This window comes from Nocardiopsis sp. KDC1DS13DA1, from assembly GCF_055632325.1.
Genome location: NZ_JBVMUY010000017.1, coordinates 260241 through 286852 on the forward strand (window position 1 = coordinate 260241; position 26612 = coordinate 286852).

Genomic DNA, 26612 nt, shown 5'->3' on the forward strand with positions numbered 1-26612 from the left:
CGCCGGCGGGCGCCCTCGCGCGTTGTGAGTGGCGATCGTTATGACGGTCGGTCCGCCGCGCGGGGGTGATGACTGTTACAGTGCCATCTGTTTGCACCCCCCGCTTGACGTAATGTGAATACTTCCGAGCACAGGGCGACGCGCCCCGTGCTGACGATCTACGACGATTCAGGATCGGCCGCGATGTCTGGAACCCGTTCCGCCGCCGAAATCGCGCAGGAGGAGACGTGCTAGGTGCGTTCGTCCGTGCATTCCGCACGCCCGATCTGCGCAACAAGTTGCTGTTCACACTGTCCATCCTGACGCTGTTCCGTCTGGGATCGGTCATCCCCGCGCCGGGGATCAACTCGGCCGCGATCCGGGACCAGATGGAGGCGTTGCAGGGTAGTGACGCCACAGGTGTGTACGACCTCGTCAACCTGTTCAGCGGCGGTGCACTGTTGCGTCTGGCGGTGTTCGCGCTCGGGGTCATGCCCTACATCACCGCGAGCATCATCATCAACCTGCTGACGGTGGTGATCCCCCGCCTGGAGGCCCTCAAGAAGGAGGGACAGGCCGGGCAGGCCAAGATCACCCAGTACACCCGCTACCTCACCCTGATGCTCGCGGTCCTGCAGTCGAGCAGCATCGTGGCCATGGCGCGTACGGACCTGCTCTTCCAGGGCGTCATCCCGGTGCAGGCCTACATGCCCAACCAGGACATCATCACCCTGGTCACCATGGTCTTCGTGATGACCGCCGGCACCATGCTGGTCATGTGGTTCGGTGAGCTCATCACCGAGCGCGGCGTCGGCAACGGTATGTCGCTGCTGATCTTCACCACCGTCATCGCGGTGCTCCCGTCGTCGATCATCGGCATGTACGAGGAGCGCTCGGTCTGGGCCTTCATCATCATCTGCATCGCGGCCCTGGCACTGGTGACCGCGGTGATCTTCATGGAGCAGGCGCAGCGCCGCATCCCGGTGCAGTACGCCAAGCGGATGGTGGGCCGCCGGATGTACGGAGGCAGCTCCACCTACATCCCGCTGAAGGTCAACCAGGCGGGCATCATCCCCGTGATCTTCGCCTCCTCGATGCTGTTCCTGCCGCAGATGATCATCAACCTGGTGGGTCCGGAATCGGACAACGTCGTCATCACGACGCTCCAGACCTACTTCCTCACCGGTACGCATCCCGTGTACATGGCCACCTTCTTCCTCATGATCGTCGGCTTCGCGTTCTTCTACGTGGCGATTACCTTCAACCCCGTTGAGGTCGCCGACAACATGAAGAAGTACGGTGGGTTCATCCCGGGTATCCGACCGGGGCGTCCGACCGCCGAGTACCTCGACCACGTGTTGAAGCGGCTGACGACTCCCGGCTCCCTGTACCTGGGCGTGATCGCTCTCCTGCCGATGGTGGCTCTGGGCGCCACCGGCGCCTCGATGAACTTCGCCTTCGGCGGTACGAGCATCCTGATCATGGTCGGTGTCGGGCTGGACACGGTGAAGCAGATCGAGAGTCACCTCCAGCAGAGGAACTACGAAGGTTTTCTGCGATAAATGCGTGCAGTATTGGTGGGACCTCCTGGGGCCGGTAAGGGCACCCAGGCCCAGATCCTCGCGGCCGAGCTGTCGGTCCCCAAGGTGTCCACGGGCGACATCTTCCGGGCGAACGTCAGCGGCGGCACCGAGCTGGGCAAGAAGGCCAAGGAGTACATGGACCGCGGCGACCTCGTCCCGGACGAGGTCACGAACGCCATGGTCAAGGACCGCCTGGCTCAGGACGACGCGAAGCCGGGCTTCCTGCTCGACGGTTTCCCCCGCAACGTCCCCCAGGCCGAGAAGCTCCGGGAGATGCTCGGGGAGCTCAGGACGCGGCTCGACGTCGTGCTGGAGCTGAGGGTCGACGAGGACGAGGTCGTCAAACGGCTCTCGGGCCGCCGTTCCTGCCCCGAGTGCGGCCGGGTGTACCACGTGGAGTACGACGCGCCCAAGACGGCGGGTCGCTGCGACACCGAGGGTGCCGAGCTCTACCAGCGCGAGGACGACCGCGAGGAGACGATCCGTCACCGCCTCAAGGTCTACCGTGACCAGACCGCTCCGCTCGTGGAGTTCTACGAGGCGGAGGGGCTGCTGGCCACCATCGCCGCGGTGGGTGCGGTGGAGGACGTGACGGCCCGGGCCAAGGCCGCCATCGCGGAGAAGGTCGGGAAGGCCGGCTCCTGATGTTTCGTAGGGCGGAACCGGACGTGCAGATCAAGACGCCGGAGCAGATCGCCAAGATGAGGGCGGCGGGCCAGGTCGTGGCCCGCGCTCTGGACACCCTCCGGGCCGCGGTGCGGCCCGGAGTGTCCACCCTGGAGCTGGACGCGATCGCGGAGAAGGTGATCCGCGACGCGGGCGCCGTCCCCTCGTTCAAGGGCTACCACGGCTTCCCCGGCTCCATCTGCGCCTCGGTCAACGAGGAGGTCGTCCACGGCATCCCCAGCGCCGAGCGGGTGCTGGCCGAGGGCGACATCATCTCGATCGACTGCGGGGCCATCCTGGACGGCTGGCACGGCGACTCCGCGATCACCGTCGCGGTCGGCGAGGGCCGTCCGGAGGACCTCCGGATGATGGAGGTGTGCGAGGAGTCCATGTGGAGGGGGATCGCCGAGTTGCGCCCGGGCAGGCGCCTGGGCGACGTCGGCCATGCGATCGCCGCCCACATCTCCAAGCACGGCGGCTACGGCAACGTCCGTGAGTACGGCGGCCACGGAATCGGCACCGAGATGCACATGGACCCGCACGTGCTCAACTACGGCAGGCGCGGCAAGGGCCAGCGCCTGGTCGAGGGGATGTGCCTGGCCATCGAGCCGATGACCACGCTCGGCAGGCAGGACGTGGTCACGCTCGACGACGACTGGACCGTCGTGACCAAGGACGGTCGGCGTGCGGCGCACTTCGAGCACTCGGTGGCCATCACCGCGGAGGGCCCGATGGTGCTCACCGCACGCGAGTCCAACCGCGATAAAATCGCGGAGATGGGGTTGGTTCAGCCGACCTGGTAGCGGCCTTCCGCGCCGTGCGCGGCGCGGTGCCCTCCGGGGGAGAAGCGAGGTGTGCGCGGTGTCCGAACCGGTTCCGTCGATGCGGACGTCCGACGAGGAGCGCGACCGTGTGGCCCAGCTCCTCCAGGAGCAGTTCGCCCAGGGGCGGCTGGACCAGGAGGAGTTCACCGACCGCCTGGGACAGGCCTACAAGGCGCGCACCGTCGGTGAGCTGGCGGAGGTCACCCGGGATCTGCCCGAGCGCGACCTGTCGGACCTGACCGGCGCCTCCCGGGGCGCCGAGTTCGCCGTGGCACCGCCGATCAACATGCGGGACCCGGCACTGCTCGTGCCGTGGATCCTCTACGGCGGCGTCAACGTCCTGTGCTTCGTCATCTGGCTCATCCTCTTCCTCACCGGGCAGAACACCTACCCGTGGTTCCTGTGGGTTCTGGGCCCGTGGGGGATCGTGATGGCTGTGGTGACCGTGGGGGTGCTGGCCGCCGGGCGGGGACACGGCGGTGACGGCTCCGCCTGATGGTGCCCGCCTGGGCCTCCGGTTCGCTTCGGCCCGGGTTCGGGCGCCCCGAAAGGCAGGGATGCTTCCTCCTCGGCGTCGCCTGTCGCTCGTTCCTCGCTCGGCGGCTCGCCTCGTCGTGCAGCACCCCGCCGGCGCCCGAACGGTGCCTGCCTGGGCCTCCGGTTCGTTTCGGCCCGGGTTCGGGACGGCCGTTTCGCCCCGGGGATGTGACGGTGTAGGGTGCTCTGCCCGTCGGTTAGGAGCACTTGTCCAGAGGGGATACACTGACACTGCCCATACGCGGGCTGTTGGGTCAGTCTGCCTTCTTCGTGCCCCGTCTTCCCGACGACGTACGCTCTCGCAGTTGGCCCGAACTTCCAGTGTGCTTCGGCGTCGACGACGGTTGGCTTCCTGCACCGTCGTCGGGGCCCTCGTGTCATGCGAGGGCACAACGGAACCCGTCGGGTTGTCCTGATCAACCAATCGATGAGCGAGGCGTGGAGGACATGGCAAAGAAGGACGGCGCCATCGAGATCGAGGGTTCCGTTGTCGAGTCCCTACCCAACGCTATGTTCAAGGTAGAGCTCGACAACGGGCACCAGGTCCTTGCCCACATCAGCGGCAAGATGCGGATGAACTACATCCGTATTCTCCCCGACGACCGCGTCGTCGTGGAGCTGAGCCCGTACGACCTCACGCGCGGGCGTATCGTTTACCGCTACAAGTAGCCCGTCGCGGGCCGTACGGCCCGGAGCGGGTGACATCGAGTTCGGAGTCACCATGAAGGTCAAGCCGAGCGTGAAGAAGATCTGCGCGAAGTGCCGCGTGATCCGCCGCAACCGCCGGATCATGGTCATTTGCTCGGACCCGCGGCACAAGCAGCGTCAGGGCTAACACCCTCGCTCGCCGCGGCTTCCGCGTCGCGACCGCCCGGCCGGGAACGCGTTTCCCGCTGGGCCAGCAAGAACGAACACCTGTTCCGATTCCCGAGAGTGCTCGGGAACCACCCCCGGTCGGAGGCCGGGGCCTCGTCGGTTGGGCGACGGGAGGGTGGAACGGGTCAGACCTCCGCAACACATTGGATGGAGTCTCGCCCACATGGCACGTATCGCCGGCGTTGACCTCCCCCGCGACAAGCGGGTCGAGATCGCTCTCACGTACGTCTTCGGGGTCGGCCGCACCCGCGCGCTCGAAACGCTGAAGAACACCGGTGTCGACGGGAACACGCGCGTCTACAACCTGTCCGAAGAGGACCTGGTCAAGCTGCGCGAGTGGATCGACGCCAACTACCAGGTCGAGGGTGACCTGCGTCGTGAGGTCCAGGCCGACATCCGTCGCAAGATGGAGATCGGTAGCTACCAGGGCATCCGGCACCGTCGTGGCCTCCCGGTCCGCGGTCAGCGCACGCAGACGAACGCCCGTACCCGCAAGGGCAAGAAGAAGACCGTGGCCGGTAAGAAGAAGGCCGGTAAGAAGTAGTCCGCTCGGACTGTCGACCGCGTCCGAGACATACACGGACCGATGATCTCTGGGAGTTTCGCTCATGCCGCCTAAGGGCCGTCAGCAGGGTGCCGCGCGTAAGGTGCGCCGCAAGGAAAAGAAGAACATTGTCCACGGTCACGCTCACATCAAGAGCACGTTCAACAACACGATCGTGAGCATCACCGACCCCACCGGTGCCGTGATCTCGTGGGCCAGCTCCGGACAGGTGGGCTTCAAGGGTTCGCGTAAGTCGACCCCGTACGCCGCGCAGATGGCCGCCGAGGCCGCCGCGCGCCGTGCCCAGGAGCACGGCGTCCGCAAGGTGGACGTCTTCGTCAAGGGCCCGGGCTCCGGCCGGGAGACCGCCATCCGTTCGCTCACCGCGACCGGTCTCGAGGTCGGCTCCATCCAGGACGTCACCCCGGTTCCGCACAACGGCTGCCGTCCGCCCAAGCGCCGCCGGGTCTGATCCCGGCCGCCGCCGCGACTCCTACCGCGCGGACGGCGTACGCGGTGTTTGGCCCGCACGGCCCCGTCGGGGCCGCGCGGGCTGGGTAGGAATCCGAGTAGTGGGCACCGCCGACCCGTGCGGTGTCCGTCCGATGGCCGTCAAATAGCGGTCGGCCATGTGGAAGGGAAGACACGGACCATGTTGATCGCACAGCGTCCCACGCTGACCGAGGAAGCCATCTCGGACCTGCGCTCGAAGTTCGTCATCGAGCCGCTGGAGCCGGGCTTCGGCTACACCATCGGCAACTCGCTTCGGCGCACCCTGCTGTCCTCCATCCCCGGCGCGGCTGTCACCAGCATCCGCATCGAGGGCGTCGAGCACGAGTTCACCACCGTGCCCGGTGTCAAGGAGGACGTCACCGAGATGATCCTCAACCTCAAGGGCCTGGTCGTCAGCTCCGAGCACGACGAGCCGGTGCTGATGTACCTGCGCAAGCAGGGGCCCGGTGTGGTGACCGCCGCGGACATCGCTCCGCCGGCCGGTGTCGAGGTGCACAACCCCGACCTGCACATCGCCACGCTGAACGGCAAGGGCAAGCTGGAGATGGAGCTGACGGTCGAGCGCGGCCGCGGTTACGTCTCGGCGACGCAGAACAAGCAGGCGGGCCAGGAGATCGGGCGCATCCCGATCGACTCCATCTACTCGCCCGTCCTGCGTGTGACCTACAAGGTCGAGGCCACCCGTGTCGAGCAGCGCACCGACTTCGACCGCCTGATCGTCGACATCGAGACCAAGCCGGCCATCCGTCCCCGGGACGCGGTCGCCAGCGCGGGCAAGACCCTGGTCGAGCTGTTCGGCCTGGCGCGTGAGCTCAACGTCGACGCCGAGGGCATCGACATGGGCCCGTCGCCGACGGACGCCGCCCTCGCGGCGGACCTGGCGCTGCCGATCGAGGACCTCAACCTCACGGTCCGGTCGTACAACTGCCTCAAGCGTGAGGGCATCCACAGCGTCGGCGAGCTGGTTGCCCGCTCCGAGCAGGACCTGTTGGACATCCGTAACTTCGGTGCCAAGTCCATCGACGAGGTCAAGCAGAAGCTCGTCGACATGGGCCTGTCCCTGAAGGACTCCCCGCCCGGATTCGACCCCGGCGCCGCGGCTGACTCCTACGGCTCCGATGACGACGAGGGCCAGTCCTTCGTCGAGACGGAGCAGTACTAACCGACCTTCGTCGCCCACATGGTCCCCGGCCGAGTGCGGCCGCGGACCGCATCACTAGGAGAACGACACCATGCCCACGCCTACCAAGGGCGCCCGTCTGGGTTCCGGGCCCGCTCACGAGCGGCACATCCTGCGGAATCTCGCCACCGCGCTGTTCGAGCACGGCCGTGTCCGCACCACCGAGGCCAAGGCCAAGCGCCTGCGCCCCTACGCCGAGAAGCTCATCACCCTCGGCAAGCGCGGTGACCTCCACGCCCGCCGTCAGGTCCTGACGCAGATCACGGACAAGTCGGTCGTGCACGAGCTGTTCACCGAGATCGGTCCGCGCTACGAGAACCGCCCCGGTGGTTACACGCGCATCACCAAGATCGGTCCGCGCAAGGGCGACAACGCCCCGATGGCGGTCATCGAGCTCGTCGAGGCGCTCGCCGCCCCGGCCGCTCCGGCCGCGGCCCCCGCCGCCGAGGCCACCGAGGCTCCGGCCGAGGAGGCTGCCGAGGCCCCCGCCGAGGAGAGCTCCGAGAGCAAGTAGGACGTGACTGCGCTGCCGGGTGCGAACCCGGCGCCTACCGTTCGTCGAGTGCCCGATCCCGTGGGGGTCGGGCACTCGTGTTCTCCGGGATGGGTGCGATGGACGACAACGACACGACGGTCCGGCTGCGGCTGGACATCGCCTACGACGGCACGGACTTCTCCGGTTGGGCGACCCAGCCAGGCCGGCGCACGGTCCAGGGGGAGTTGGAGGCCGCCCTGGCCCGGGTACTGCGGCTGCCCTCGGTCTCGCTGACCTGTGCCGGGCGCACCGACGCCGGGGTGCACGCCAGGGGACAGGTGGCCCAGGCCGACGTCCCCGCGGCCGTCTGGGAGAGCGAGGGGGAGCGGGTGGCACGCCGTCTGGCCGGGGTGCTGCCCAGGGACGTGCGGGTGACCGGGGTGCGGTTGGCGCCGCCCGGTTTCGACGCGCGCTTCTCGCCGCTGTTCCGGCGCTACGCCTACCTGGTGAGCGACGCGCCCTACGGGGTCGACCCGCTGTTGCGGCGGTACGTGCTCTGGCACCGGAACCCGCTGGACGCGGACCGGATGAACGAGGCCGCGACGCGCCTGGTAGGTGAGAACGACTTCGCGGCGTTCTGCAGGAAGCGGGAGGGCGCCACCACCATCCGCGAACTGCTGCGTCTGGAGTGGGAGCGCACGGACCGCTACCTGCTGCGCGGGACGATCCAGGCGGACGCGTTCTGCCACAACATGGTCCGCGCGCTCGTGGGCGCGCTCCTGGCGGTCGGGGACGGCCGCAGGGAGGTCACGTGGCCGGGAGAGGTTCTGGGCGCCGCAGTGCGCGACTCGTCGGTGCACGTGGTGGGTCCCGAGGGGCTCAGCCTGGAGGAGGTGCGCTATCCGGCCGACGAGGAACTGGCCGGGCGCGCGACCGCCACCCGCAGGGTACGGACGCTGCCCGGGGAGGCACCGCCGAGCTGACCGCGAGGGGCGTACCGGGCTCTGCAGGAGGAGCCGAGCCGCGAGCGAGGAACGAGCGACCGGCGGGGGCGACGACGAAGGGTTCCGGTTCTGCACGCCCCGAGCCGCGGCCGAGCCCGCGAGGGCGCATGGGCGCAGGGCGTACCGGGCTCTGCAGGAGGAGCCGAGCCGCGAGCGAGGAACGAGCGACCGGCGGGGGCGACGACGAAGAGTTCCGGTTCTGCACGCCCCGAGCCGCGGCCGAGCCCGCGAGGGCGCATGGGCGCAGGGCGTACCGGGCTCTGCGGGAGGAGCCGAGCCGCGAGCGGGGAACGAGCGACCGGCGGGGGCGACGACGAAGAGTTCCGGTTCTGCACGCCCCGAGCCGCGGCCGAGCCCGCGTACGCGGCGGGAACCCCCTGACGCGCGGAGGGCACCCGGGATGGATCCCGGGTGCCCTCCGTCTGTGCCGGTGCGTCAGTCCCCGCCTCCGCTGAGCAGGCCGAAGGCCTCGTCGAGGAAGCCCTCGCCGATCGTCTGGAGCTCGGTCGCGACCTCCGAGTCCTCGTCGGCGTCGGTGCCGTCGCTGTTGGCCGCCAGGGAGAAGACGATGTGGTTGCCCCACTGGCCGCTGCTGCCGTAGCCGCCGGAGAAGCCGAGGCGTTCGGCGTTGCTGCCCTCCTCGCCCGCGAGTCCGGCGAACCAGCTGGCGCCGACCAGGTCCTGCTCGCCCTGGGCGGTGACCGCCTCGCCCTCCGTTCCCATGGTGGCGATCCCGACCGTGACGGCGCGCGTCTCGTCGTCGCTGAGGTAGGAGGCGCGGACGACCTGTTCGCAGCTCTGCTCGGTGAGGACGGTGCCGTAGCCGCCGTGGGCGGCGGCCGCGCAGTCCTCGGTGTCCTGGGCCGCCACGCGGGTGAAGGTGCCGGCGTCCCCGATGTCGACCGTCTCGGGGAACAGGGACTCGGCGGCGAGCGGGCCCTCGGGGCCGCTGTCGGAGGAGCCCCCGGAGGAGGCTCCGTTCCGGGCGAAGAGGAAGGCGCCGCCGCCGGCGACGACGAGCAGCGCGACGAAGCCCGCGACGAGCAGGATTCTGGTCCTTCCCCCGCCGGCCCCTCGGGACCGGCCCGACGGCCGGTCGGAGTAGTCGTCGTAGTCGTCCAGGTCCTGGAGGTCGAACTGCGCGGTGTCCGCTCCCGGGTCCTCGGGGACCTCGTCGCGGTAGAGCGGCCGGTCGTTGCGCGAGCCGGGAGCGGCGGGGACCGCCTGGATGTGCTGGGTGGGTCCGGCGGTGTCCACGGGGTCCGCGAATCCGGGCGGTTGCGGAGTCTGGGGGGCGGGCGGCGGCTGGTGGCCCTGCCCGGGCGCACCGGGCATCCGGGCGTACGGCGGTGGTCCGATCGGCGGTCCCTGCGGCGGAGCCTGGGGTGCCATGGCGGGCTGGCCTCCGGTGCCCTGGTGGGCCGCCGGAGGCTGCCCGGGGCCGCCCGGTGCGGAGTGGCCGTGGTGCCCCGGCGGGAACGGCGGCTGCCCCGGCTGCCCCGGCGGGAACGGCGGCTGGCCGGTGCCGGGATGCTGGGGCCGCGGGTCCTGGGGTGCGGGAGGCGTTCCGGCGGGGGCCTGCGGGGCCGCGCCCGGGTACTGGGGCGGCTGGTGGCCGGGGGCGCCCGGAGCCGGGTTCGGGCCGCCGGGAGTGAGATGTGCCATTCCGGGTTGGCCGCCCGTCGGAGCGGGGCCGTGCGCCTGTCGCGCTCCGGGGCCCGTCGGCGGCTGGCCGCCGGTCGGTGCCCCCGGGGCCGACGGTCGTGGCGCTCCGGGCGTCTGGGGGCCGCTCGGGGTGTTCTGTGCGGGTCTTTGGGGGCCGCTCGGGCCGTGCTGCGCCGGTGCCTGGGGGCCGCTCGGCCCCAGGTGCCCGGTGGGGAATCCGGGCTGGGGGCCGGTCGGCGGGGCCGGCGGGTGCGGCTGTCCGTACGCGTCGGGGTGGGGAGGGAGGGGCATCGGCTGGCCGGGCGCGCCGTGCGGCGAAGGGCCGCCGTATGTGGGATGCTGACCGTCGGGCCGGGCCGGAGCGGGGCCGAGCAGGTCCTGTCCGTCACCGCTCTCCGGGCCGGTGGGGTACCCGTCGGGACCGGGCTGCGGCTGGTTCGGGTGCGTACTGATGGGTGTCTCCGAAGGCTCAGAGGGGGGACTGGACGGCCGTTGGATCCCTGCTCGGGGCTACCGTGACGGGCGTCTCCACGATTCGCGTCCACGCCCGTCGATACGGGCGGAGGACGGCCTTTCGGTGCAAGCGTAGCCAACGTGCGGGCGGACGGAGGACGAAGCACTCCCGGCGACAGGCATAATAAAAGGCGGAGAGGTCACGGATGTGACCCCGTGCCGGCGCTTTCCCGCCAGGCGTGGTCTTGCCGGGTTGCCCCGCCGCTGGCTTTGACCTGCGCATGGTGGCCAGGTAGGATATTCCGTCGTTGTGCGTTGAGTTGCCGTGGGCCCCAGACTCGGAGAAGTCGGGTGCCGATCCACGCACCATCGTCTGCGCACTCACCTCCGGATCGTCCTTATTGGCATGGGACATCCGGCCAAGAACGTCCCGCACCCGCGGTGACGTTTCGTAATACGAGTCCACCATCCCAGTGCGGGATGGGGCAGCCGACTGAAGAGCGAAGGCAAACGATCGTGCGCACATACAGCCCCAAACCAAGCGATGTTCAGCGTCAGTGGCATGTAGTCGACGCCACCGATCTCGTGCTCGGGCGTATGGCGAGCCAGGTTGCCACGCTCCTCCGGGGTAAGCACAAGCCGTACTACGCGCCCCACATCGACACCGGCGACTTCGTGATCGTCGTGAACGCCGAGAAGGTCGCCCTGACCGGCAACAAGCTGGCCCAGAAGCGTGCCTACCGGCACTCCGGCTACCCGGGCGGTCTGCGTTCTGTCGCCTACGCCGACCTGCTGGAGAAGAACCCCGAGCGGGCCATCGAGAAGGCCGTCAAGGGGATGCTGCCCAAGGGGTCGCTCGGCCGCCAGATGGCCAAGAAGCTCAAGGTGTACGCCGGGCCGGAGCACCCGCACCAGGCCCAGCAGCCGGTGCCGTTCGAAATCAGCAAGATCGAGCAGCCCGCCTAGGCGTTCGCGAGACCTGACAGGAAGCACGAGGAGAACCGTGTCCGAGCCCACCGGCATCGAAGACGTCGCCCAGGACTACGCGGAGAACCCGGAGGAGTTCCCCTCCGAGTACACCAGCGAGTCCGACGAGGCGACCGCCGCCTACGTTCCGACCGCGTCCGGCCCCAGCGCCGGGACCGGCCGCCGCAAGCAGGCCGTCGCCCGCGTCCGCATCACCCCCGGCGCGGGTGAGTGGAAGGTCAACGGGAAGCCCCTTGAGGTGTACTTCCCGGACAAGGTCCACCAGCAGACCATCAAGGAGCCGTTCGTCTCCCTCGGGTTCGACGGCGCCTACGACGTCTTCGCCCGTCTGGACGGCGGCGGCACCAGCGGCCAGGCCGGTGCGCTGCGCCACGGCATCGCCCGTGCGCTCGCGTCGCTGGACCCGGAGAACAACCGCCCGACCCTGAAGAAGGCCGGCTTCCTGACCCGCGACTCCCGCGAGGTCGAGCGGAAGAAGGCCGGTCTCAAGAAGGCGCGCAAGGCTCCCCAGTTCTCCAAGCGCTAGTGCTCATGCGCCGACGCTCGCTCGGCTGAGTCTCCACCCGTGCGTCGTCCCCGAGTCGGGGGCGGCGTACGGGTTTTTCGTTTGTTCGGTGGCGTCCTCGCCACGTCGATCTTCTTCTCCGGCGCCGGACGCGGCGCCGCTTTCGAAAGGGGCTGTGGCCTGTGGCACGGCTGTTCGGAACAGATGGTGTACGGGGTGTCGCCGGTCGGGACCTGACCGCCTCGCTCGCTCTGGAGCTGTCCATCGCGGCGGCCCGCGTGCTCGCGGACCGCGAGGAGGGGCGCCGCCCCCTGGCCGTCGTGGGCCGGGACCCGAGGGCCTCGGGTGAGTTCCTGGAGGCGGCCGTGGTCGCCGGACTGGCGAGCACCGGTGTGGACGTCGTCCGGGTCGGCGTCCTGCCGACCCCCGCCGTCGCGTTCCTGACCGGGGAGCTGGACGCGGACTTCGGCGTCATGCTCTCCGCGAGCCACAACCCCGCCCCCGACAACGGGATCAAGTTCTTCGCGCGCGGTGGCCAGAAGCTGGAGGACGCCCTGGAGGAGGAGATCGAGGGCATGCTCGGCGTGCCCTCGACCCCCGCCGAGGGCGACGGGGTCGGGCGGGTCACCGACGCCACCGACGGGGTGGAGCGCTACGTCGAGCATGTGCTGTCGTCGCTGCCGCACCGGTTGGACGGGCTGAAGGTCGTCGTGGACTGCGCCAACGGCGCGTCGTCCGCGGTGGCGCCCGAGGCGCTGCGCCGTGCGGGCGCCGAGGTCGTGACGATCGGTGACCGGCCGGACGGGCTCAACATCAACGAGGGGTGCGGCTCCACGCACCTGGAGGCGCTCCGGCAGGCGGTCCTGACGCACGGCGCGGACGCCGGTGTCGCCAACGACGGTGACGCCGACCGCTGCCTGGCCGTGGACGCCGGGGGGCGGGTGGTCGACGGTGACCACATCCTCGCGATCCTGGCGGTGGAGGCCAAGGAGGCGGGTCGTCTGGCCGAGGACACCCTGGTGGTGACGGTCATGTCCAACCTCGGGCTCAAACTGGCGATGGAGCGCGAGGGCATCACCGTTGCGGAGACCGCGGTCGGCGACCGGTACGTCCTGGAGGAGATGAAGCGCGGCGGGTTCACCCTGGGCGGCGAGCAGTCCGGGCACGTGATCCTGCTCGACCACGCGACCACCGGCGACGGGGTCCTGTGCGGCCTGCACCTGCTCGCCGCGATGGCGCGGCGCCAGCTGGGCCTGGCGGAGCTGGCCAAGGTGATGACGCGACTGCCGCAGGTGCTGATCAACGTGTCCGGCGTGGACAAGTCCCGGACCCACGACTCCGAGGAGCTGGCCGCCGCGGTGCGCGAGGCGGAGGCCGAGCTCGGCGGGAGCGGGCGCGTACTGCTCCGTCCGAGCGGGACCGAGCCGAAGGTGCGGGTGATGGTCGAGGCTCCGGAGCAGGAGCAGGCCGCCGCCGTGGCCGAGCGCCTGGCCGGCGTCGTGCGGTCGGCGCTGGGCTAGGCGGTGCGTGCCCCGGGCCTCCGCTGAGCCTCGGCCCGAACGGCGACCCCTGGGGTGACCGTTCCGAGAAAGCAGGCCGCGGGGCAGAGGCGGGGGCGTGGGGGCGTTGTGATGACCGGGGGCCGCGTGGTCGGTCCCCGGTCGTCGCGTGTCGGGACACTGGAGTGGAACGTATGGCGGAGTCGCGGACCGAGGACACCCTGACGATCGGGGTGGACATCGGGGGGACCAAGGTGGCCGCAGGTGTGGTCACGGCCGGGGGGCGCGTGCTGGCGCGCCTGCGGACCGAGACTCCGGAGCGGAGCAAGAGCCCGGCCGTCGTCGAGGAGACGATCGTCGGCGTCGTCCGCGAACTGGTGCGGGAGTTCGCGGTGGCCGCCGTGGGGGTGGGCGCCGCGGGGTTCGTCGACGAGCAGCGCGCGAACGTCCTGTTCGCCCCGCACCTGTCGTGGCGCCGGGAGCCGCTGCGGGACGTCCTGTCCGCCCGGCTCGGTCTGCCGGTCGTGGTGGAGAACGACGCCAACGCCGCGGCCTGGGCGGAGGTGCGCGCCGGGGCGGGACGGGGCGTGGACAACGTCGTGGTGGTGAACCTGGGCACCGGGATCGGCGGGGCGGTGGTCCTCGGCGGTCGGCTGCACCGCGGCCGCTACGGGCTGGCCGGTGAGTTCGGCCACATGGCGGTGGTACCGGGAGGCCACCGGTGCGAGTGCGGCAACCGGGGCTGCTGGGAGCAGTACGCGAGCGGGAACGCCGTGACCCGGGAGGCCCGGGAACTGGTGCGCGCCGAGTCCCCCGTGGCGCGGATGCTGCACCAGGCCGTGGGCGGCGACGTCAGGCAGATCACCGGACCCCTGGTCAGCGAGCTGGCGAGCAAGGGCGACCGGGCGTGCGTGGAGATCCTGGAGGACGTGGGGACGTGGTTGGGGACCGGCCTGGCCAACCTGGCGGCCGCGTTCGACCCGGAGCTGTTCATCATCGGCGGGGGAGTGTCGGAGGCCGGTGAGCTGCTGCTCGGCCCGGCGCGGACGGCCTTCGAACGCAACCTGACCGGGCGGGGCTACCGGCCGACCGCGAGCGTGGCCGCGGCGGCGCTGGGCAACGAGGCGGGTCTGATCGGCGCCGCCGACCTGGCGAGGGAGGCGTTGGAGTGAACCCGCGCCCCGGAGGGGCGGTTTCGTCCGCGGTGTCGACCGCGTGCGGTGTCCTTCCCCCCGTGTGCCGCAGGGCATGGGTTCCCCAGGGGTAACGTGCGAGTTCACGCCCTGCTTATGTAAGGTAGCCCGGACTTCGTGGGCTCTTCGCCCCGCGGGGCAGAGCCCGCCCCCGACTCCCAAGAGAAGCCGACGCACGCGATGACCCGCACACCTCATCCGAAGCGACTCCGGCGAAGCGAGGCACGCCGTATCGAGCGGCGCCGCCAGCGTCTCCTCCAAGCCGCGATCGCCTGCTCCGCGGGCGTGCTCGCCATGTCCGGAGTGCTCGTCTTCGTCCTCGTCTCCCAGAACCCGCCCGAGACCGGCGGGGACGACCGACAGCGTGTGGGGCAGGCGGAGGAGGTGCCCTCCGACCCGGCCACGGGCCCGGCCTCCCCGGCCCCGAGCGCCGTGCCCACCGCCTCGGCCTCCCCGGCGGAGGACGACGAGCGGGAGCCCTCGGCATCGCCGTCTCCGGAGTCCCCGCCCGCCGCGGAGCCGTCCGAGCCGTCCGCTCCGTCCGAGGAGGAGTCGGAACCCGAGCCCGAGCCCGAGTCCGAGCCGGAACCCGAGCCCGAGCGCCCCGGACCCGAGCGCCCGGAGCCCGAGCCCACCGACCCGCCGGAGGAGGACCCCGTTCCCTGGTGGCCCTGGTGACGGTGTCCGTCCGTACCGTGCCGCGGGGGCCCGGACCGTCGGGTGGGCCGACACTCCGGTGACACCGGTGGCCGGTCACCCCCGCCCGGGCCGTTCGACGCCGGGACGGCCCGGGCGGGCCCCGCGTGCCCTGCGCGGGGGCACGGTGCGGCCGCACCCGCGTTCGGGGAGCCCCTCGTGTCCCGGGGCGGGGTCACCTGCGGTCGGCGGACACCAACCGCTCGGCGGCCTCCTCGATCATCTCCTCGCTCAGCAGTACCCGGTCGGCGGCCGGACCCAGGGGGACGAAGCTGTCCATGCTGTTCACCCTGCCCATCGCGCCGCCGAAACCCGCGTCGACGAGTTCGGCCAGCACCGCCTCGGCCACGCCCCCCGTGCGGCGGGTCTCGTCGACGACCAGCACACGGCCCGTGGCCTCGGCCTCCCTGCGCAGGTCGGCCGCGGGCAGCGGGGCGAGCCAGCGCAGGTCCAGCACCCGGGCGCGGATCCCCCGCTCGGCCAGGCGGCGTGCCGCGCGCAGGCACATGGGCACCCCGTTGGCGAAGGTGACCAGGGTCAGGTCGGCCCCGTCGCCGTAGGTGCGGGCCCGGCCGAGCCCGGCGTGCCGCGCGTCCCAGGTTTCCGGCCGCGGGTAGGGCGCCAGCCATCCGCCGTCGCCGGGTTCGTGCAGGTCCCGCGTGTGGTAGAGCGCGATCGGTTCGAGGAGGACGCAGACCCGGCCGTCCTCGCGCGCCGCCGCCACACAGGTGCGCAGCATGTGCGCGGCGTCGTCGGCCCGGGAGGGCGAGGCGATCACGACGCCGGGGATGTCCCGCAGCGCGGCCACCGAGTTGTCGTTGTGGAAGTGACCGCCGAAGCCCTTCTGGTAGGCGTAGCCCGCGATGCGCACCACCATCGGGTTGCGGTACTGGCCCCGGGAGAAGAAGGACAGTGTGGCGGCCTCGCCGCGGATCTGGTCCTCGGCGTTGTGCACGTAGGCCAGGTACTGGATCTCGGGGATCGGCACGAAGCCCGCCAGGGCCGTCCCCAGGGCGGCGCCCAGGACGCTCTGCTCGTCCAGCAGCGTGTCGAAGACCCGGCGCGCCCCGAACCGTTTGCGCAGCCCCTTCGTGACGCCGTACACGCCGCCCTTGCGGCTCACGTCCTCACCGAACACCAGGACGTCGCGGTCCCTGCACAGCAGGTCGGCGAGCGTGCCGTTGAGGGCCTGGGCCAGGGTCATCGGCCCCTCGTCCTCGGGCGGCGCCCCTCGGAAGGCCCGTCGCCGGTCGGCCTCCGGCGCGGTCCGCGCGGCGTCGGCGCGCACCTCCCGGGGGCTGTGCGGTGCGAGCGGTGCGGCGACCTCGGCCGCCGACCGGAGCCTGGGCCGGGCGCACGCCTTCTCGGCGAGTTCGGTGACCTCGTCGCGGATGCGGTCGTAGCGGTCGACGACCTCCCCGGGGGTGAGCACGCCGGAGGAGACCAGACGGCGCGCGGTGCCCACGAGCGGGTCGTGCTCCAGGCCCGCCGCGATCTCGGTCCGGCTCCGGTAGGCGGTCTCCACGTCGGACCCGGCGTGGCCCATGAGACGGACGGTCCGCAGCCGCAGGAACGCGGGCGCCCGGTTCGTGCGCACCCAGTCCGCGGCGCGTGCGGCCGTCGTCAGCGCGTCCAGGGGGTCGCTGCCGTCGGTGTCGAAGTAGCGCAGGCCCGGCCGGTGGCCGTAGGCGCTGTCGATCCACTCCGCGGGGGTGCGCACGCTGATCCCGATGCCGTTGTCCTCGCACACGAACAGGACGGGCATGGGGATGCCCTGGTGGGCCGAGTGCAGGGCGGCGTTGATCGCGCCCGTGGCCGTGGAGTGGTTGGCCGAGGCGTCGCCGAAGCTGCACACCACCACGGCGTCGGTCGGCCATGCGGTCTCCACCCCGAGTTGTGCCGCGCGTTCGACGGCGAACGCCAGGCCCACCGCCCGCGGCAGGTGCGAGGCGATGGTCGAGGTCTGGGGGATCACGGCGGCGGGTCTGCTGCCGAACACCTTGTGCCGGCCGCCGCTGATCGGTTCCTCCGCGGCGGCGACGACGCCGAGCAGGACGTCCCACAGCGGCTGCTGTCCGGGGAGTTGGCCGCCGCGGTACAGGAAGAAGGCACCGGAGCGGTAGTGCAGGAGCGCGGGGTCGGTGGGGCGCAGTGCGGCGGCGACCGCGGCGTTGCCCTCGTGGCCGGCGGATCCGATGCTGTAGAAGCCCTGTCTCCGGGCGCCCAGTTCGCGGGCGGTGAAGTCGAGCTGTCGGCTGCCCGCCTGGGCGGTGAAGATCCGCAGCAGGTCGTCGCCGGTGACCGGGCTGTCGGGCGTGATCGGTGCCGCTGTCGGGCGCGGCCGGGCCGGGGTCAGGGCGGTGACCGTGTCGCGGAAGTGCCGGTCGACGGCGGCTGGGCCGCCTGCGTCGCTCATCGGGTGGAGTCCTCCGTGTCCGTCGGGTTCGGGCCGCAGCGGTCGGCGTGCGTGTGTTCCTCCACGATGGTTCCCCCCGGCCCGCGTGCCAAGACCCGGCGGGGCATCGGGTTCGGCGGGCCGCCCCCGCGTACGCGCGGACGGCCCGCCGGACCGACCCGGGGGTGACGTGGTGCCCGCGGGCGGAGTGGAGGAGGGCGACGACCCCACGGATGCGTCTCGGCTCCGGTCGGGGATCCGGTTCCGCATTCCCGGAGGAAGGCGCCTGGTGCGGGCCGACGCCGATTCCTCCGGCCGGGTGGATGCGTCGGCCCGGTTCCACGCGACACGCGGTGCGCACCGGGGGAGCGGAGCACCCGGCTCTCGGCCCGGGGTGCCCTCGCGGAAGGGCGCACCCGTTCCATGGGCGTGTCCTGCTCCTCGTCGCCAACGACGACCGGGTACGCAGGCCCGGTGACGGCGGCAAACCGCCCGGGTGCGCGGCCGACGACGCGAACCTTGAGGGCGAGGACCCGCCGGCACGGCTCATCCCGGCCGTGCGGTCCTCGGCCCTGCCCCGGGCTGCCCGAAGGCCCTCCCCGCCCCGCCCCCTGTCAGCGGGCTCCGGCCGCACGTGCCGCCCCCGCGCGCACGACCCCCTACACTCCCAGACACGCGGTGCCGCGAGTCGCCGCGCCGCGCCCGGCGTCCGAGGGTGACCTGTGGGCTGCCGACCCGCCCCGACCAGGCGGCTTCGGCCGTCCGCGCGGCCTCACCCGCGTCCGGCCCGGCACGAGGGGGCGGGTCCGCGAGGGCTCCCCGCGAAAAACCGAACCCGGTTCTAGTGCGTGGGTCACATCGTCTGTAGAGTGCGGCCCATGGATCTGAACGGAATCTCCGCCCTCGTCTCGGGCGGCGCCAGCGGCCTCGGTGAGGCCACCGCCAAGGAACTCGCGAACGCCGGTGCGACCGTCGTCATCGCCGACCTCAACGCCGAGCGCGGCGAGGCCATCGCCAAGGAGATCGGCGGTGTCTTCGTCAGCACCGACGTCTCGAAGGAGGACCAGGTCAAGGCTGCGGTCCAGGCCGCCGTCGACACCGGCAAGCCCCTCCGCGCCGCCGTCTCCTGCGCCGGGATCGCCTGGGCGACCCGCACCGTGGACCGGCACGGCAACCCGCACGACCTGGACAGCTACCAGAAGGTCATCCAGGTCAACCTGATCGGTACCTTCAACGTGCTGCGCCTGGCCGCCGCCGAGATCGCCAAGACCGAGCCGCTCAACGAGGACGGCGAGCGCGGCTCCATCGTCAACACCGCCTCCCTGGCCGGTATCGAGGGCCAGATCGGCCAGATCGCCTACTCCTCCTCCAAGGGCGGCGTGATCGGCATGACCCTGCCCGCCGCGCGCGACCTCGCCGCGGTCGGCATCAGCGTGAACACCATCGCCCCCGGCATCCTGGAGACCCCCATCTACGGTGAGGGCGAGGGCGCCGAGGAGTTCAAGAAGCGCCTCGCCGCGCCCATCCCCTTCCCCAAGCGCATGGGCACCGCCGAGGAGTTCGGCAGGCTGGCCCGCGCCCTGCTGGAGATCAGCTACGTCAACGGCGAGGTCGTCCGCATCGACGGCGCCCTGCGCATGCCGCCGAAGTAGGGGGTCTTCGTGTCCGACGAGGTTCTCTACACGGATGAGGACGGCATCGCCGTCATCACCATCAACCGGCCCGAGGCCAAGAACGCGGTCAACGCCGCCGTCGCCCGGCAGATCGCCGAGGCACTCGACGACCTGGACGCCCGCAAGGACCTGAGCGTCGGCATCATCACCGGCGCGGGCGGTACCTTCTGCGCGGGGATGGACCTGAAGGCGTTCATGAAGGGCGAGCTGCCGCTCGTCGAGGGCCGCGGGTTCGGCGGTTTCGCCGAACGCGGGCCGAGGAAGCCGCTCATCGCCGCGGTCGAGGGGTTCGCCCTCGCGGGCGGTTTCGAGGCGGTCCTCGCCTGTGACCTGGTGGTCGCCGCCGACGACGCCAGGTTCGGCATCCCCGAGGTCAAACGCGGCCTCGTGGCGGGCGCGGGCGGACTGCTCCGCCTGCACCACCGGATCCCGCGCAACATCGCGATGGAGATGGCCCTGACCGGCGACTTCGTCGACGCCACGCGCCTGGCTGAGCTCGGCCTGGTCAACCAGGTGACGCTCCGCGGCGGAGCCCTGGCCGGGGCCAGGGAGCTCGCCTCCCGCATCACCCCGAACGGCCCCCTGGCGCTGAAGGTGTCCAAGGAGGTCATCCAGTCCTCCGACGACTGGTCCGCCGAGGAGATGTGGGACCGGCAGAACGAGCTGGCGGGCCCGGTCTTCGTCAGCCAGGACGCGATGGAGGGCGCCGCGGCCTTCGCCGAGAAGCGCGCCCCCGTGTGGAAGGGCGAGTAGTCCCGCCCCGCGTACACGGCGGCCGTCCCTCCCGGAGGAGGGGCGGCCGCCGTCGTTCGGGCGCCGCCGGGGCCGTGCACGACGGGTCGGGCCGCGAACGGGGAACGGGCGGCGGGCGGGCACGAGGAGGAGCGATCCCCGGCTCCTGGGGCACCCGAACGCGGGCCGGAGCGGAGCGGGGCTCCGAACAAGCGCGGTTACGGCTCCTCGTACAGCCCCGCCGCCGACTCCACCAGGCTCGCGTCCGCCTCGGGAGCCCCGGGCAGGGCGTCGAGCAGGTCGGGCTCCAGCACGGTCGCCATCGAGCGCGAGAACGCGTGCGACATGTGGTTGGTGTCGTAGTACGCCAGCTGGTTGCCGATCACCCCCGGGCAGAGGCCGTCCGAGCACAGGTACTCGGTCATGTCCACGAGGGTCGTGTTGGCCGGGACGTCCTCCAACGCGTTGGCCGGGGACGTGCTCGCCATGGAGTACGACTGCCGCTCCGCGCACTCCGGTGAGCCGGCACCGTTGCGGTCGACGCACTCGGGCACGTTGAACCCGAACCGCGGTGTGTCGCGCACCGCCACCACGTCGATGCCCAGCCCGTCCAGCTCACGCCACCGGTCGAGGTACCCGTCGGGCACGTGCTCCGGCCGGTCCGCCCCGGTCCGCGTCCGTGTGCCCGTGGTGAACACGGCGTCGGGCCGCAGGTCGCGCAGCTCGGCCATGACCTGGTCGTTCCACGCGTCGCACTCCTCGAACGCCTCGCCCCGGTAGGTGTGGTCCGCCGTGCTGAACTGGCAGGCGTTCTTGGTCATCACGACCAGCCGCCACCCGTGCCGCCCGGCCAGGGTGTCGAGCGCCTGGAACCAGTGGCGGGCGTGCGAGCTGCCGACCAGCGCGATCGTGTAGCCGCCCTCCGTGTCCCCGGCCTCGCACCGCACGAGTTCGGTGTCGTCGATGAGCGCGTTGCAGGCCCGGGTCTGGTCGACGGTGTCGCGCGCGACCGTGGTCGTGTCGGGGTACACGGGCAGGTCGGGCAGTCCCTCGGCGAGCGCCGGGCTCAGGTGCACGCCCGCGCCCGGGTAGGCGGTGGGGTCGGTGGCCAGCTCCAGCCGCAGCTCCTGGTCGCGCTGGATCGCCTGGCTCCACACCAGGCCGCCGAGCAGCACGGGTACGACGAACAGGACCCCGGCCGCCAGCGACCACGACGGGGCCGTCCTGGTCCGGGTCAGGCGGGTGAGTCCGCCGTCGACCACCCAGCTCGTGGCGAGTGCGGCCGCGAAGGACAGGGCGAGCACGAGCAGTCCGCCGCCGAGCGTGGGCCGTTCGGTCCCGGTGACCTCCAGGTAGAACACCAGGATCGGCCAGTGCCACAGGAACAGCGTGAAGGCGTGCCCGCCCAGCCAGGTCAGCGGCGCCCAGCCCAGGAGCCGGTTGGCGGACAGCCGCCCGACCTCCGTACCGGCACCGGCCACGATGACCAGCACCGCCGCGAACGTCGGCCACAGTGACGCGAGCCCCGGGTAGGGCAGGCGGTCGCTGACGATGACGCCGCACAGGACCAGGGCCGTCAGTCCGATCCATCCCGCGGCGCCGCGGATCCGGGAGGACAGGCGGATCCGGGGCAGGGTGAGGGCGAGCAGCCCGCCCAGGGCCAGTTCCCACAGGCGGGCGCCGGTGTCGAAGTAGGCCCAGACGGGCTCGTTCGCCGTGATCCACAGCGAGTACCCGAACGACCCGGCGAACACGGCGGACAGCGCCACCGCCGCGGCCGTGCGGACCCGTGCGCCCAGCGCCGCGGCCACGAGCCCCGCCACCGTGAGCAGCAGCGGCCACAGCAGGTAGAACTGCCCCTGCACGCCCAGCGACCAGAAGTGCTGGACCGGGCTGGCGGCGCCGTTCTCCGCCATGTAGTCGACCGAGCCCAGCGCGAGGTGCCAGTTCCCGTGGTACAGAGCGGCGGCCTGCACGTCGGCGATGACGTCGGTCCACCGCGACCTGGGCAGGAGCAGGTGGGTGCCGACCAGGACCGTGCCGAGGACGACCGCGCCCGCGGGGAAGAGGCGCCGGACGAGCTTGGCCCAGAACGCCCCGAACGCGATCCGCCCGTCGCGTTCCAGCGCGCGCACCAGGGATCCGGTGATGAGGAAACCGGTGAGTACGAGGAAGACGTCCACGCCGCCGGAGACCTTGCCGAACCAGATGTGGTAGACGGCGATCAGCAGCGCGGCGACGGCGCGCAGCCCCTCGATGTCGGAGCGGCGTCGGCGGACGGGGGTGGTCGAGGGCGTGGCAACCGTGTCGGTGGCGCGGTTCAGGGCAGGATCGGGCACGAGTCAGCCTCGGGTTGGGCGAAGGTGGAGGCAGGGGGCGCGGTGGAGGTCCCTCGGTGGGGGACCTGGTGCGGTGCCGGAGCTGTGGCGATGGCCGCTGACCGGGGGCGCACCCTGCCGGTCCAGTATCAGCGGGGCCCGTCACCCGCCCGTGGGACGCACCGCTCATGTTGTCGAGTCGAGATGAAATCTGTGTGTGCGCGTAGCCGCAGGTGGGAAAAGCTGGTGTCTCGCGTCACACGGGGCTCCGGGGTTGACGTCGCAAGCGGAGACATGGGGCACATTCCGGCGTTCGCGGTGGTCGGGGCGGAACGGCTCGGCAGGTGCGGGAGCGCCGCCGTCGTGATGTCACGCTGACGTTCTGTTGATGTCATCGGGGATAGGGCTGGTCATCGTCATAGGTATCGATTCGGGTCACTGTCGTGCGCGTTGGTGAACCCCGGAGGATGACGGGGCGTCAATTCAGCATCACCGGGGTGACGCCGCCCTCTTCGGGCGGCATCCCCGTCCCCGCGCCCTGATCCCGCGCCCACGGTGCTCGTGCGTTCCCGCTGCCGCACGACGAACCTGAACCGTCGTCCACCGTGCCTGGAGCCTTTCCCATGTCCGCGTTCACCCTTCGTGACGTACAAGAACAGACCTACAAGACACGTGACTCGTGGTGGACCGTCTGGCTGGTCGATCCCCTCGCCTCACGGCTGGTGAGGGTCACCGCGAACCGGACCGGTCTCACCCCCAACCAACTGACCCTGGCGGCGCTGGTGCTGGGTGTGATGGCGGCCGTCTGCTTCTTCCTCGCCGACTGGTACTGGCTGCTGGCCGGGGCGGTCCTGTTCCACCTGAGCTTCGTCCTGGACTGTATGGACGGCAAGATCGCCCGGCTCAAGGGGAACGGGTCGGTGTTCGGTAGCTGGCTGGACTACGTCTTCGACCGCATCCGGGTCCTGATCTGCGCCGTCGCCCTCATGGGCGGGCAGTTCGCCGACTCCGGGAACCCGGTCTTCCTCTGGTTCACCCTGGGCATCGTGTTCACGGACATGTTCCGCTACCTCAACTCGCCGCAGATGGCCAAGGTGCGGACCACGATGCGCAAGCACATGGTCCAGGCCATCCGTGAGGCGGAGCACGGCGACGGAGAGGGCGGCAGAGAGGTCCGCGAACTGGCGGCCCGGTTCGGAACCGGCGACGCCGACGACGCCGACGACGAGGGAGGGGTCGTTGTCGGCGGCGCCGAGCGGATCACCGCGCCGGAACGCCCCGTCAGCCCCATCGTGCGGACCTCGCCCGCCGTCGGGGAGGAGGAGCAGACCGCCGCCACCGCCGCCACCGCGGCCACCCCGGGGCGCAAGGCGCGCCAGATCCAGAGCACCGCCCTCCAGGAGGGCTTCCACCGGCGCTTCCCCTGGTACCGGCGCGTCCGCGACGTTCTGCGGGAGAACCGCATCCGCCCGCACCTGTTCAGCGGCATCGAGTTCCAGATGGGCGTGTTCATCGTGGCCCCGCTGGTCGGTCTGTTCTCCACCACCGGAATGCTCGTGACCATCGCCGCGTCCGGCTTCCTGATGCTCTCCTTCGAGCTGGTGATCATCTACAAGCTGTGGCTGTCCACCCGCGCCTTCACCCGGGTCACCCGTGACATCAACGCGGTGCTGGCCTCGCTCGACCCCGAGGAGCAGCGTCCGGCGGCCTGACCGGGAGCGCTCCCGACGGTCCGGTGGGGTCGGCACACGTGTGCCGACCCCACCGTCGTTCCCCGTGTGGTCGGGGTGACGGATTCGGCCGCCACCACCTGCGGAGAGGATCCTGACACGGAAATGATGTGGATTCAGATCTTGCGCCCGCTCCAACCCGTGTGGCACGATCTGTCGCAGCACCACAGGTGTATCCAACCCGGCCCAGAGCCGGGTTTTCGTGTTTTCGGGGCCCTGTAACCCCCAGTCCGACGCCTCCGCGCCGCGCTCACGGGTGACCCACCGTCGCCTCACAGGGCCCCGCGCACCTCCCGGTCTCTCCGCCCCGACGACGTTTTGTCGTACGCCGCGGCCGCCGGTGACCGCGTCGTCGCTGCCTTCTTCCCACGCACAGGGCCCCTCCCGTGTCTACAGAGAAGAAGAGGTGAGCCATGCCCGGCGACGTCACCGCGAGCATCGACCTGACTCCCGAGCTTGAGGCGTTCGGCGAACAGATCAGGCAGCAGGTCCAGGAGGGCTTGTCCGGCCTGCCCGAAGAGGGCCAACGAGTGGGGAGCGAGGTGAGCGCCCGGCTCGCGGAGGCGGTTTCGGGAAACATCGCCTCGGCCCTGTCCGAAACACCAGCAGCGGTGCAGGCTCTGGGAGAACAGGCCGCCTCAGCGCTGAGCTCGACGATCGTTGAGGCGGGTGAGGCACTCGGCAACGAACTCGGAACCATGATCTCCGACGGCGCCATGTCGCTGGTCGAGCGCGGGGTCGAGCGGCTCCCCGGGATCGTGGAGGGTGTCGTCTCCACCGTCGGCGGCATCTTCCAGGGGCGGATGCCGTCCATCGGCCTGGTCAGCGGACGGGAACTGGGTTCCCGGCTCAGCGGCGCAGCCAGGGCCGGGATCGCCAACGGCCTGGAGGGGGTCGCCAGCGTAGCGGACAGCATCGGAAGCAAGGCCGGGGAGTTCCTGAAGGAGAAGATCACCGAGGGTGCCGAGGCCGCCGGTCGCCAGGGTGGTGAACTGCTGGCGGCCAAGGCCAACGAGATGATCGAGAACGGCCTGTCCACCATGCCGCCGATCGTTCAGCAGTTCGGCGGCCAGGTCGGTGAGGTGCTCAGCTCCACCCTCCCTGACGCAGGTGAATACGCTGGTCGTGCCCTGGCTGACAAACTGGTCGACACCGCCGGCCCGGTGGTATCGAGAGGGTTCAGTGCGAGCACCGACGCTCTGCGCAATCTGGCCTCGGGCTTTCGTTCCGCCGGTTCCGACGCTTCCGGTTTCACCCGGAACCTCACCCTCGCCGGTGCGGCGAGCAAGGTCGCCGCCGTGGGCAAGAAGGCACTCGCCGTCGCACAACGCGTTCTCAACAGCGCCATGCGAGCCAACCCCATCGGCCTCATCGTCACGGCGCTCGGGGCGCTGGTCGCGGGGTTGGTTTACGCCTACAACAACAGCGAGACCTTCCGAGAGATCGTCGACAAGGCGTTCTCCTTCGTCATGGGCATCGCCCGCGAGGTCATGGGCTTCTTCACCGAGACGCTGCCCGCCATGTGGGACGTGCTCAAGCAGAAAGCCCAGGCGTTCTGGGACGGACTGGTCGGCCTGATCGAGACCGCCTGGGAGTGGATCAAGGCGATCATCGCCCATCACCCCTTCCTCATCCTGTTCACCTACTGGGACGAGGTGAAGGCGTTCATCGGTGCCACATGGACCTGGCTGGTGGAGCGCACCACCGAGGTCTGGGACTGGTTGCTGACGAAGATCACGACGGTCGCGCAGGGTATCGCCGAGTTCCTGACCACGGTCTGGCAGACGATCACCCTGGGCGTCCAGACCGCCTGGACCTGGATCACCGAACTGATCTCCACCGCCTGGAACAGCATCCTCGAGCTCGTCGGCTCCGCGGTGAGGTGGATCGTTGAACGGGTCTCAGCGTTCCACGCGAGGGTGGTCGAGATCTTCGTCGCCGTGCGCGACCGTGTCATCGCCGTCGTCACTGCCCTGCGCGACCGTGCGGTGGCGATCGTGGCCGCCATCCGCGACCGCATCGTGAACACCTTCACGGCGGCCCGCGACCTCGCGGTCCAGGCCTTCGCGGCCATGCGGGACCGGGTCGTCGGCCGGATCAGTGACCTGATGTCCTCGATCAGAGACATCCCGAGCCGGGTCAGGGAGGCCTTCTCCAACGCCAGGACCTTCCTCTTCCAGGCCGGAAAGAACATCATCAGTGGTCTGATCAACGGCGTCGAGAACATGATCGGCTCCCTGCGGAGCAAGTTCTCCGAGATCACCGACATGATCCCGGACGTGAAGGGACCCGAGCGGGTCGACCGCAGACTGCTCACCCCGGCCGGCCGCATGATCATGGACGGCCTCATGAGCGGCATCGACGACAGGGTTCCCGATCTGAGGGGACAACTCGGCGACGTCACCAGCGAGATCGGCGCCCACGTCGTGCCCCCCTCTCCGGAGGTGCGTCGCCACGCGGCCGTCAGCGGCGGGAACGCGGCGGCCCCCCATATCCAGGTGATCAACAACTATCCGCAGGCCGAGCCGACCTCGGCCACCGTGAACCGTTCCCTCCAGTACGCGTCAGCGATCGGAGTGCTCTGA

Annotated in this window: 23 protein-coding genes; 20 read left to right on the forward strand and 3 right to left on the reverse strand. The window is 70.9% G+C overall.

The window, feature by feature from the left end:
• The first annotated feature begins 227 nt into the window (after positions 1–227).
• From secY to truA, 11 genes are all read left to right on the forward strand, one after another.
• Positions 228–1541, forward strand: a complete 1314-nt coding sequence (gene secY, locus ACTVAJ_RS13215) for a preprotein translocase subunit SecY (RefSeq protein ID WP_470388410.1) — start codon at positions 228–230, stop codon at positions 1539–1541.
• On the forward strand, positions 1542–2207 hold the full coding sequence (locus ACTVAJ_RS13220; protein ID WP_470388411.1) for an adenylate kinase: 666 nt from the start codon (positions 1542–1544) through the stop codon (positions 2205–2207).
• Positions 2207–3031 (forward strand): type I methionyl aminopeptidase, encoded by an 825-nt coding sequence (gene map / locus ACTVAJ_RS13225; protein ID WP_470388412.1) that lies wholly within the window; start codon positions 2207–2209, stop codon positions 3029–3031. Before ACTVAJ_RS13220 ends, map begins: the two co-directional genes overlap by 1 nt.
• A 58-nt stretch (positions 3032–3089) precedes the next feature.
• Positions 3090–3548: a DUF1707 SHOCT-like domain-containing protein gene (locus ACTVAJ_RS13230; RefSeq protein ID WP_470388413.1), complete on the forward strand. Its 459-nt coding sequence runs from the start codon at positions 3090–3092 to the stop codon at positions 3546–3548.
• Positions 3549–4036: 488 nt separating this feature from the next.
• Positions 4037–4258, forward strand: a complete 222-nt coding sequence (infA, locus tag ACTVAJ_RS13235; protein ID WP_013156135.1) for a translation initiation factor IF-1 — start codon at positions 4037–4039, stop codon at positions 4256–4258.
• 52 nt (positions 4259–4310) lie between these two features.
• Complete coding sequence (gene rpmJ / locus ACTVAJ_RS13240) at positions 4311–4424, forward strand: 50S ribosomal protein L36 (RefSeq protein ID WP_082206327.1); 114 nt, start codon at positions 4311–4313, stop codon at positions 4422–4424.
• A 204-nt stretch (positions 4425–4628) separates the two neighbouring features.
• Positions 4629–5009: a 30S ribosomal protein S13 gene (gene rpsM / locus ACTVAJ_RS13245; RefSeq protein ID WP_017598560.1), complete on the forward strand. Its 381-nt coding sequence runs from the start codon at positions 4629–4631 to the stop codon at positions 5007–5009.
• 64 nt (positions 5010–5073) lie between these two features.
• Positions 5074–5481 carry a 30S ribosomal protein S11 gene (gene rpsK / locus ACTVAJ_RS13250; protein WP_017598561.1) on the forward strand — a complete coding sequence of 136 codons (408 nt, stop codon included), beginning with the start codon at positions 5074–5076 and terminating at the stop codon, positions 5479–5481.
• A gap of 180 nt (positions 5482–5661) precedes the next feature.
• Positions 5662–6684: a DNA-directed RNA polymerase subunit alpha gene (locus ACTVAJ_RS13255; RefSeq protein ID WP_470388414.1), complete on the forward strand. Its 1023-nt coding sequence runs from the start codon at positions 5662–5664 to the stop codon at positions 6682–6684.
• Positions 6685–6754: 70 nt separating this feature from the next.
• Positions 6755–7216 (forward strand): 50S ribosomal protein L17, encoded by a 462-nt coding sequence (gene rplQ, locus ACTVAJ_RS13260; protein WP_470388415.1) that lies wholly within the window; start codon positions 6755–6757, stop codon positions 7214–7216.
• A gap of 98 nt (positions 7217–7314) precedes the next feature.
• Entirely contained in the window at positions 7315–8160 is an 846-nt protein-coding gene (gene truA, locus ACTVAJ_RS13265) for a tRNA pseudouridine(38-40) synthase TruA (protein WP_470388416.1), read from the forward strand.
• Positions 8161–8616: 456 nt separating this feature from the next.
• Here truA and ACTVAJ_RS13270 read toward each other — a convergent pair whose 3' ends face one another.
• Entirely contained in the window at positions 8617–9846 is a 1230-nt protein-coding gene (locus tag ACTVAJ_RS13270) for a hypothetical protein (protein WP_470388417.1), read from the reverse strand.
• A gap of 969 nt (positions 9847–10815) precedes the next feature.
• On the opposite strand from ACTVAJ_RS13270, the gene rplM reads away from it, so the two are divergent.
• The 5 genes from rplM to ACTVAJ_RS13295 all read left to right on the forward strand — a co-directional run bounded on the left by rplM (position 10816) and on the right by ACTVAJ_RS13295 (position 15161).
• On the forward strand, positions 10816–11265 hold the full coding sequence (rplM, locus tag ACTVAJ_RS13275) for a 50S ribosomal protein L13 (RefSeq protein WP_358565357.1): 450 nt from the start codon (positions 10816–10818) through the stop codon (positions 11263–11265).
• Positions 11266–11302: 37 nt separating this feature from the next.
• The gene (gene rpsI / locus ACTVAJ_RS13280) at positions 11303–11812 is read left to right on the forward strand and encodes a 30S ribosomal protein S9 (RefSeq protein ID WP_470388418.1); all 510 of its coding nucleotides are present in this window, start codon (positions 11303–11305) and stop codon (positions 11810–11812) included.
• 161 nt (positions 11813–11973) lie between these two features.
• Complete coding sequence (gene glmM / locus ACTVAJ_RS13285) at positions 11974–13311, forward strand: phosphoglucosamine mutase (protein ID WP_470388419.1); 1338 nt, start codon at positions 11974–11976, stop codon at positions 13309–13311.
• A 173-nt stretch (positions 13312–13484) separates the two neighbouring features.
• Positions 13485–14462, forward strand: a complete 978-nt coding sequence (locus ACTVAJ_RS13290) for an ROK family glucokinase (RefSeq protein WP_470388420.1) — start codon at positions 13485–13487, stop codon at positions 14460–14462.
• A gap of 201 nt (positions 14463–14663) precedes the next feature.
• On the forward strand, positions 14664–15161 hold the full coding sequence (locus ACTVAJ_RS13295) for a hypothetical protein (protein WP_470388421.1): 498 nt from the start codon (positions 14664–14666) through the stop codon (positions 15159–15161).
• Positions 15162–15354: 193 nt separating this feature from the next.
• On the opposite strand, the gene ACTVAJ_RS13300 is transcribed toward ACTVAJ_RS13295, so the two are convergent.
• Positions 15355–17595, reverse strand: coding sequence for a thiamine pyrophosphate-dependent enzyme (locus tag ACTVAJ_RS13300; protein WP_470388422.1), 2241 nt, complete (start codon positions 17593–17595; stop codon positions 15355–15357).
• 857 nt (positions 17596–18452) lie between these two features.
• Between ACTVAJ_RS13300 and ACTVAJ_RS13305 the strand changes: the two genes are divergently transcribed.
• Positions 18453–19226: an SDR family NAD(P)-dependent oxidoreductase gene (locus ACTVAJ_RS13305; protein ID WP_470388423.1), complete on the forward strand. Its 774-nt coding sequence runs from the start codon at positions 18453–18455 to the stop codon at positions 19224–19226.
• 9 nt (positions 19227–19235) lie between these two features.
• A complete protein-coding gene (locus ACTVAJ_RS13310; protein ID WP_470388424.1) occupies positions 19236–20000 on the forward strand; it encodes a crotonase/enoyl-CoA hydratase family protein in 765 nt (254 codons plus the stop codon).
• 197 nt (positions 20001–20197) lie between these two features.
• On the opposite strand, the gene ACTVAJ_RS13315 is transcribed toward ACTVAJ_RS13310, so the two are convergent.
• Positions 20198–22318 carry an acyltransferase family protein gene (locus ACTVAJ_RS13315; RefSeq protein WP_470388425.1) on the reverse strand — a complete coding sequence of 707 codons (2121 nt, stop codon included), beginning with the start codon at positions 22316–22318 and terminating at the stop codon, positions 20198–20200.
• 602 nt (positions 22319–22920) lie between these two features.
• Here ACTVAJ_RS13315 and ACTVAJ_RS13320 point away from each other — a divergent pair.
• Both ACTVAJ_RS13320 and ACTVAJ_RS13325 read left to right on the forward strand, forming a co-directional pair.
• Complete coding sequence (locus ACTVAJ_RS13320; RefSeq protein ID WP_470388426.1) at positions 22921–24009, forward strand: CDP-alcohol phosphatidyltransferase family protein; 1089 nt, start codon at positions 22921–22923, stop codon at positions 24007–24009.
• Positions 24010–24440: 431 nt separating this feature from the next.
• On the forward strand, positions 24441–26612 hold the full coding sequence (locus tag ACTVAJ_RS13325) for a phage tail protein (RefSeq protein WP_470388427.1): 2172 nt from the start codon (positions 24441–24443) through the stop codon (positions 26610–26612).

Excerpts from the sequence above, each read along its gene's own strand:
- ACTVAJ_RS13220 (WP_470388411.1), top strand. The coding sequence starts at position 1,542 with ATGCGTGCAGTATTGGTGGGACCTCCTGGGGCCGGTAAGGGCACCCAG.
- map (WP_470388412.1), top strand. The coding sequence starts at position 2,207 with ATGTTTCGTAGGGCGGAACCGGACGTGCAGATCAAGACGCCGGAGCAG.
- infA (WP_013156135.1), top strand. The coding sequence starts at position 4,037 with ATGGCAAAGAAGGACGGCGCCATCGAGATCGAGGGTTCCGTTGTCGAG.
- rpmJ (WP_082206327.1), top strand. The coding sequence starts at position 4,311 with ATGAAGGTCAAGCCGAGCGTGAAGAAGATCTGCGCGAAGTGCCGCGTG.
- rpsM (WP_017598560.1), top strand. The coding sequence starts at position 4,629 with ATGGCACGTATCGCCGGCGTTGACCTCCCCCGCGACAAGCGGGTCGAG.
- rpsK (WP_017598561.1), top strand. The coding sequence starts at position 5,074 with ATGCCGCCTAAGGGCCGTCAGCAGGGTGCCGCGCGTAAGGTGCGCCGC.
- ACTVAJ_RS13255 (WP_470388414.1), top strand. The coding sequence starts at position 5,662 with ATGTTGATCGCACAGCGTCCCACGCTGACCGAGGAAGCCATCTCGGAC.
- rplQ (WP_470388415.1), top strand. The coding sequence starts at position 6,755 with ATGCCCACGCCTACCAAGGGCGCCCGTCTGGGTTCCGGGCCCGCTCAC.
- truA (WP_470388416.1), top strand. The coding sequence starts at position 7,315 with ATGGACGACAACGACACGACGGTCCGGCTGCGGCTGGACATCGCCTAC.
- ACTVAJ_RS13270 (WP_470388417.1), bottom strand. The coding sequence starts at position 9,846 with ATGGCACATCTCACTCCCGGCGGCCCGAACCCGGCTCCGGGCGCCCCC.
- ACTVAJ_RS13290 (WP_470388420.1), top strand. The coding sequence starts at position 13,485 with ATGGCGGAGTCGCGGACCGAGGACACCCTGACGATCGGGGTGGACATC.
- ACTVAJ_RS13295 (WP_470388421.1), top strand. The coding sequence starts at position 14,664 with ATGACCCGCACACCTCATCCGAAGCGACTCCGGCGAAGCGAGGCACGC.
- ACTVAJ_RS13300 (WP_470388422.1), bottom strand. The coding sequence starts at position 17,595 with ATGAGCGACGCAGGCGGCCCAGCCGCCGTCGACCGGCACTTCCGCGAC.
- ACTVAJ_RS13305 (WP_470388423.1), top strand. The coding sequence starts at position 18,453 with ATGGATCTGAACGGAATCTCCGCCCTCGTCTCGGGCGGCGCCAGCGGC.
- ACTVAJ_RS13320 (WP_470388426.1), top strand. The coding sequence starts at position 22,921 with ATGTCCGCGTTCACCCTTCGTGACGTACAAGAACAGACCTACAAGACA.
- ACTVAJ_RS13325 (WP_470388427.1), top strand. The coding sequence starts at position 24,441 with ATGCCCGGCGACGTCACCGCGAGCATCGACCTGACTCCCGAGCTTGAG.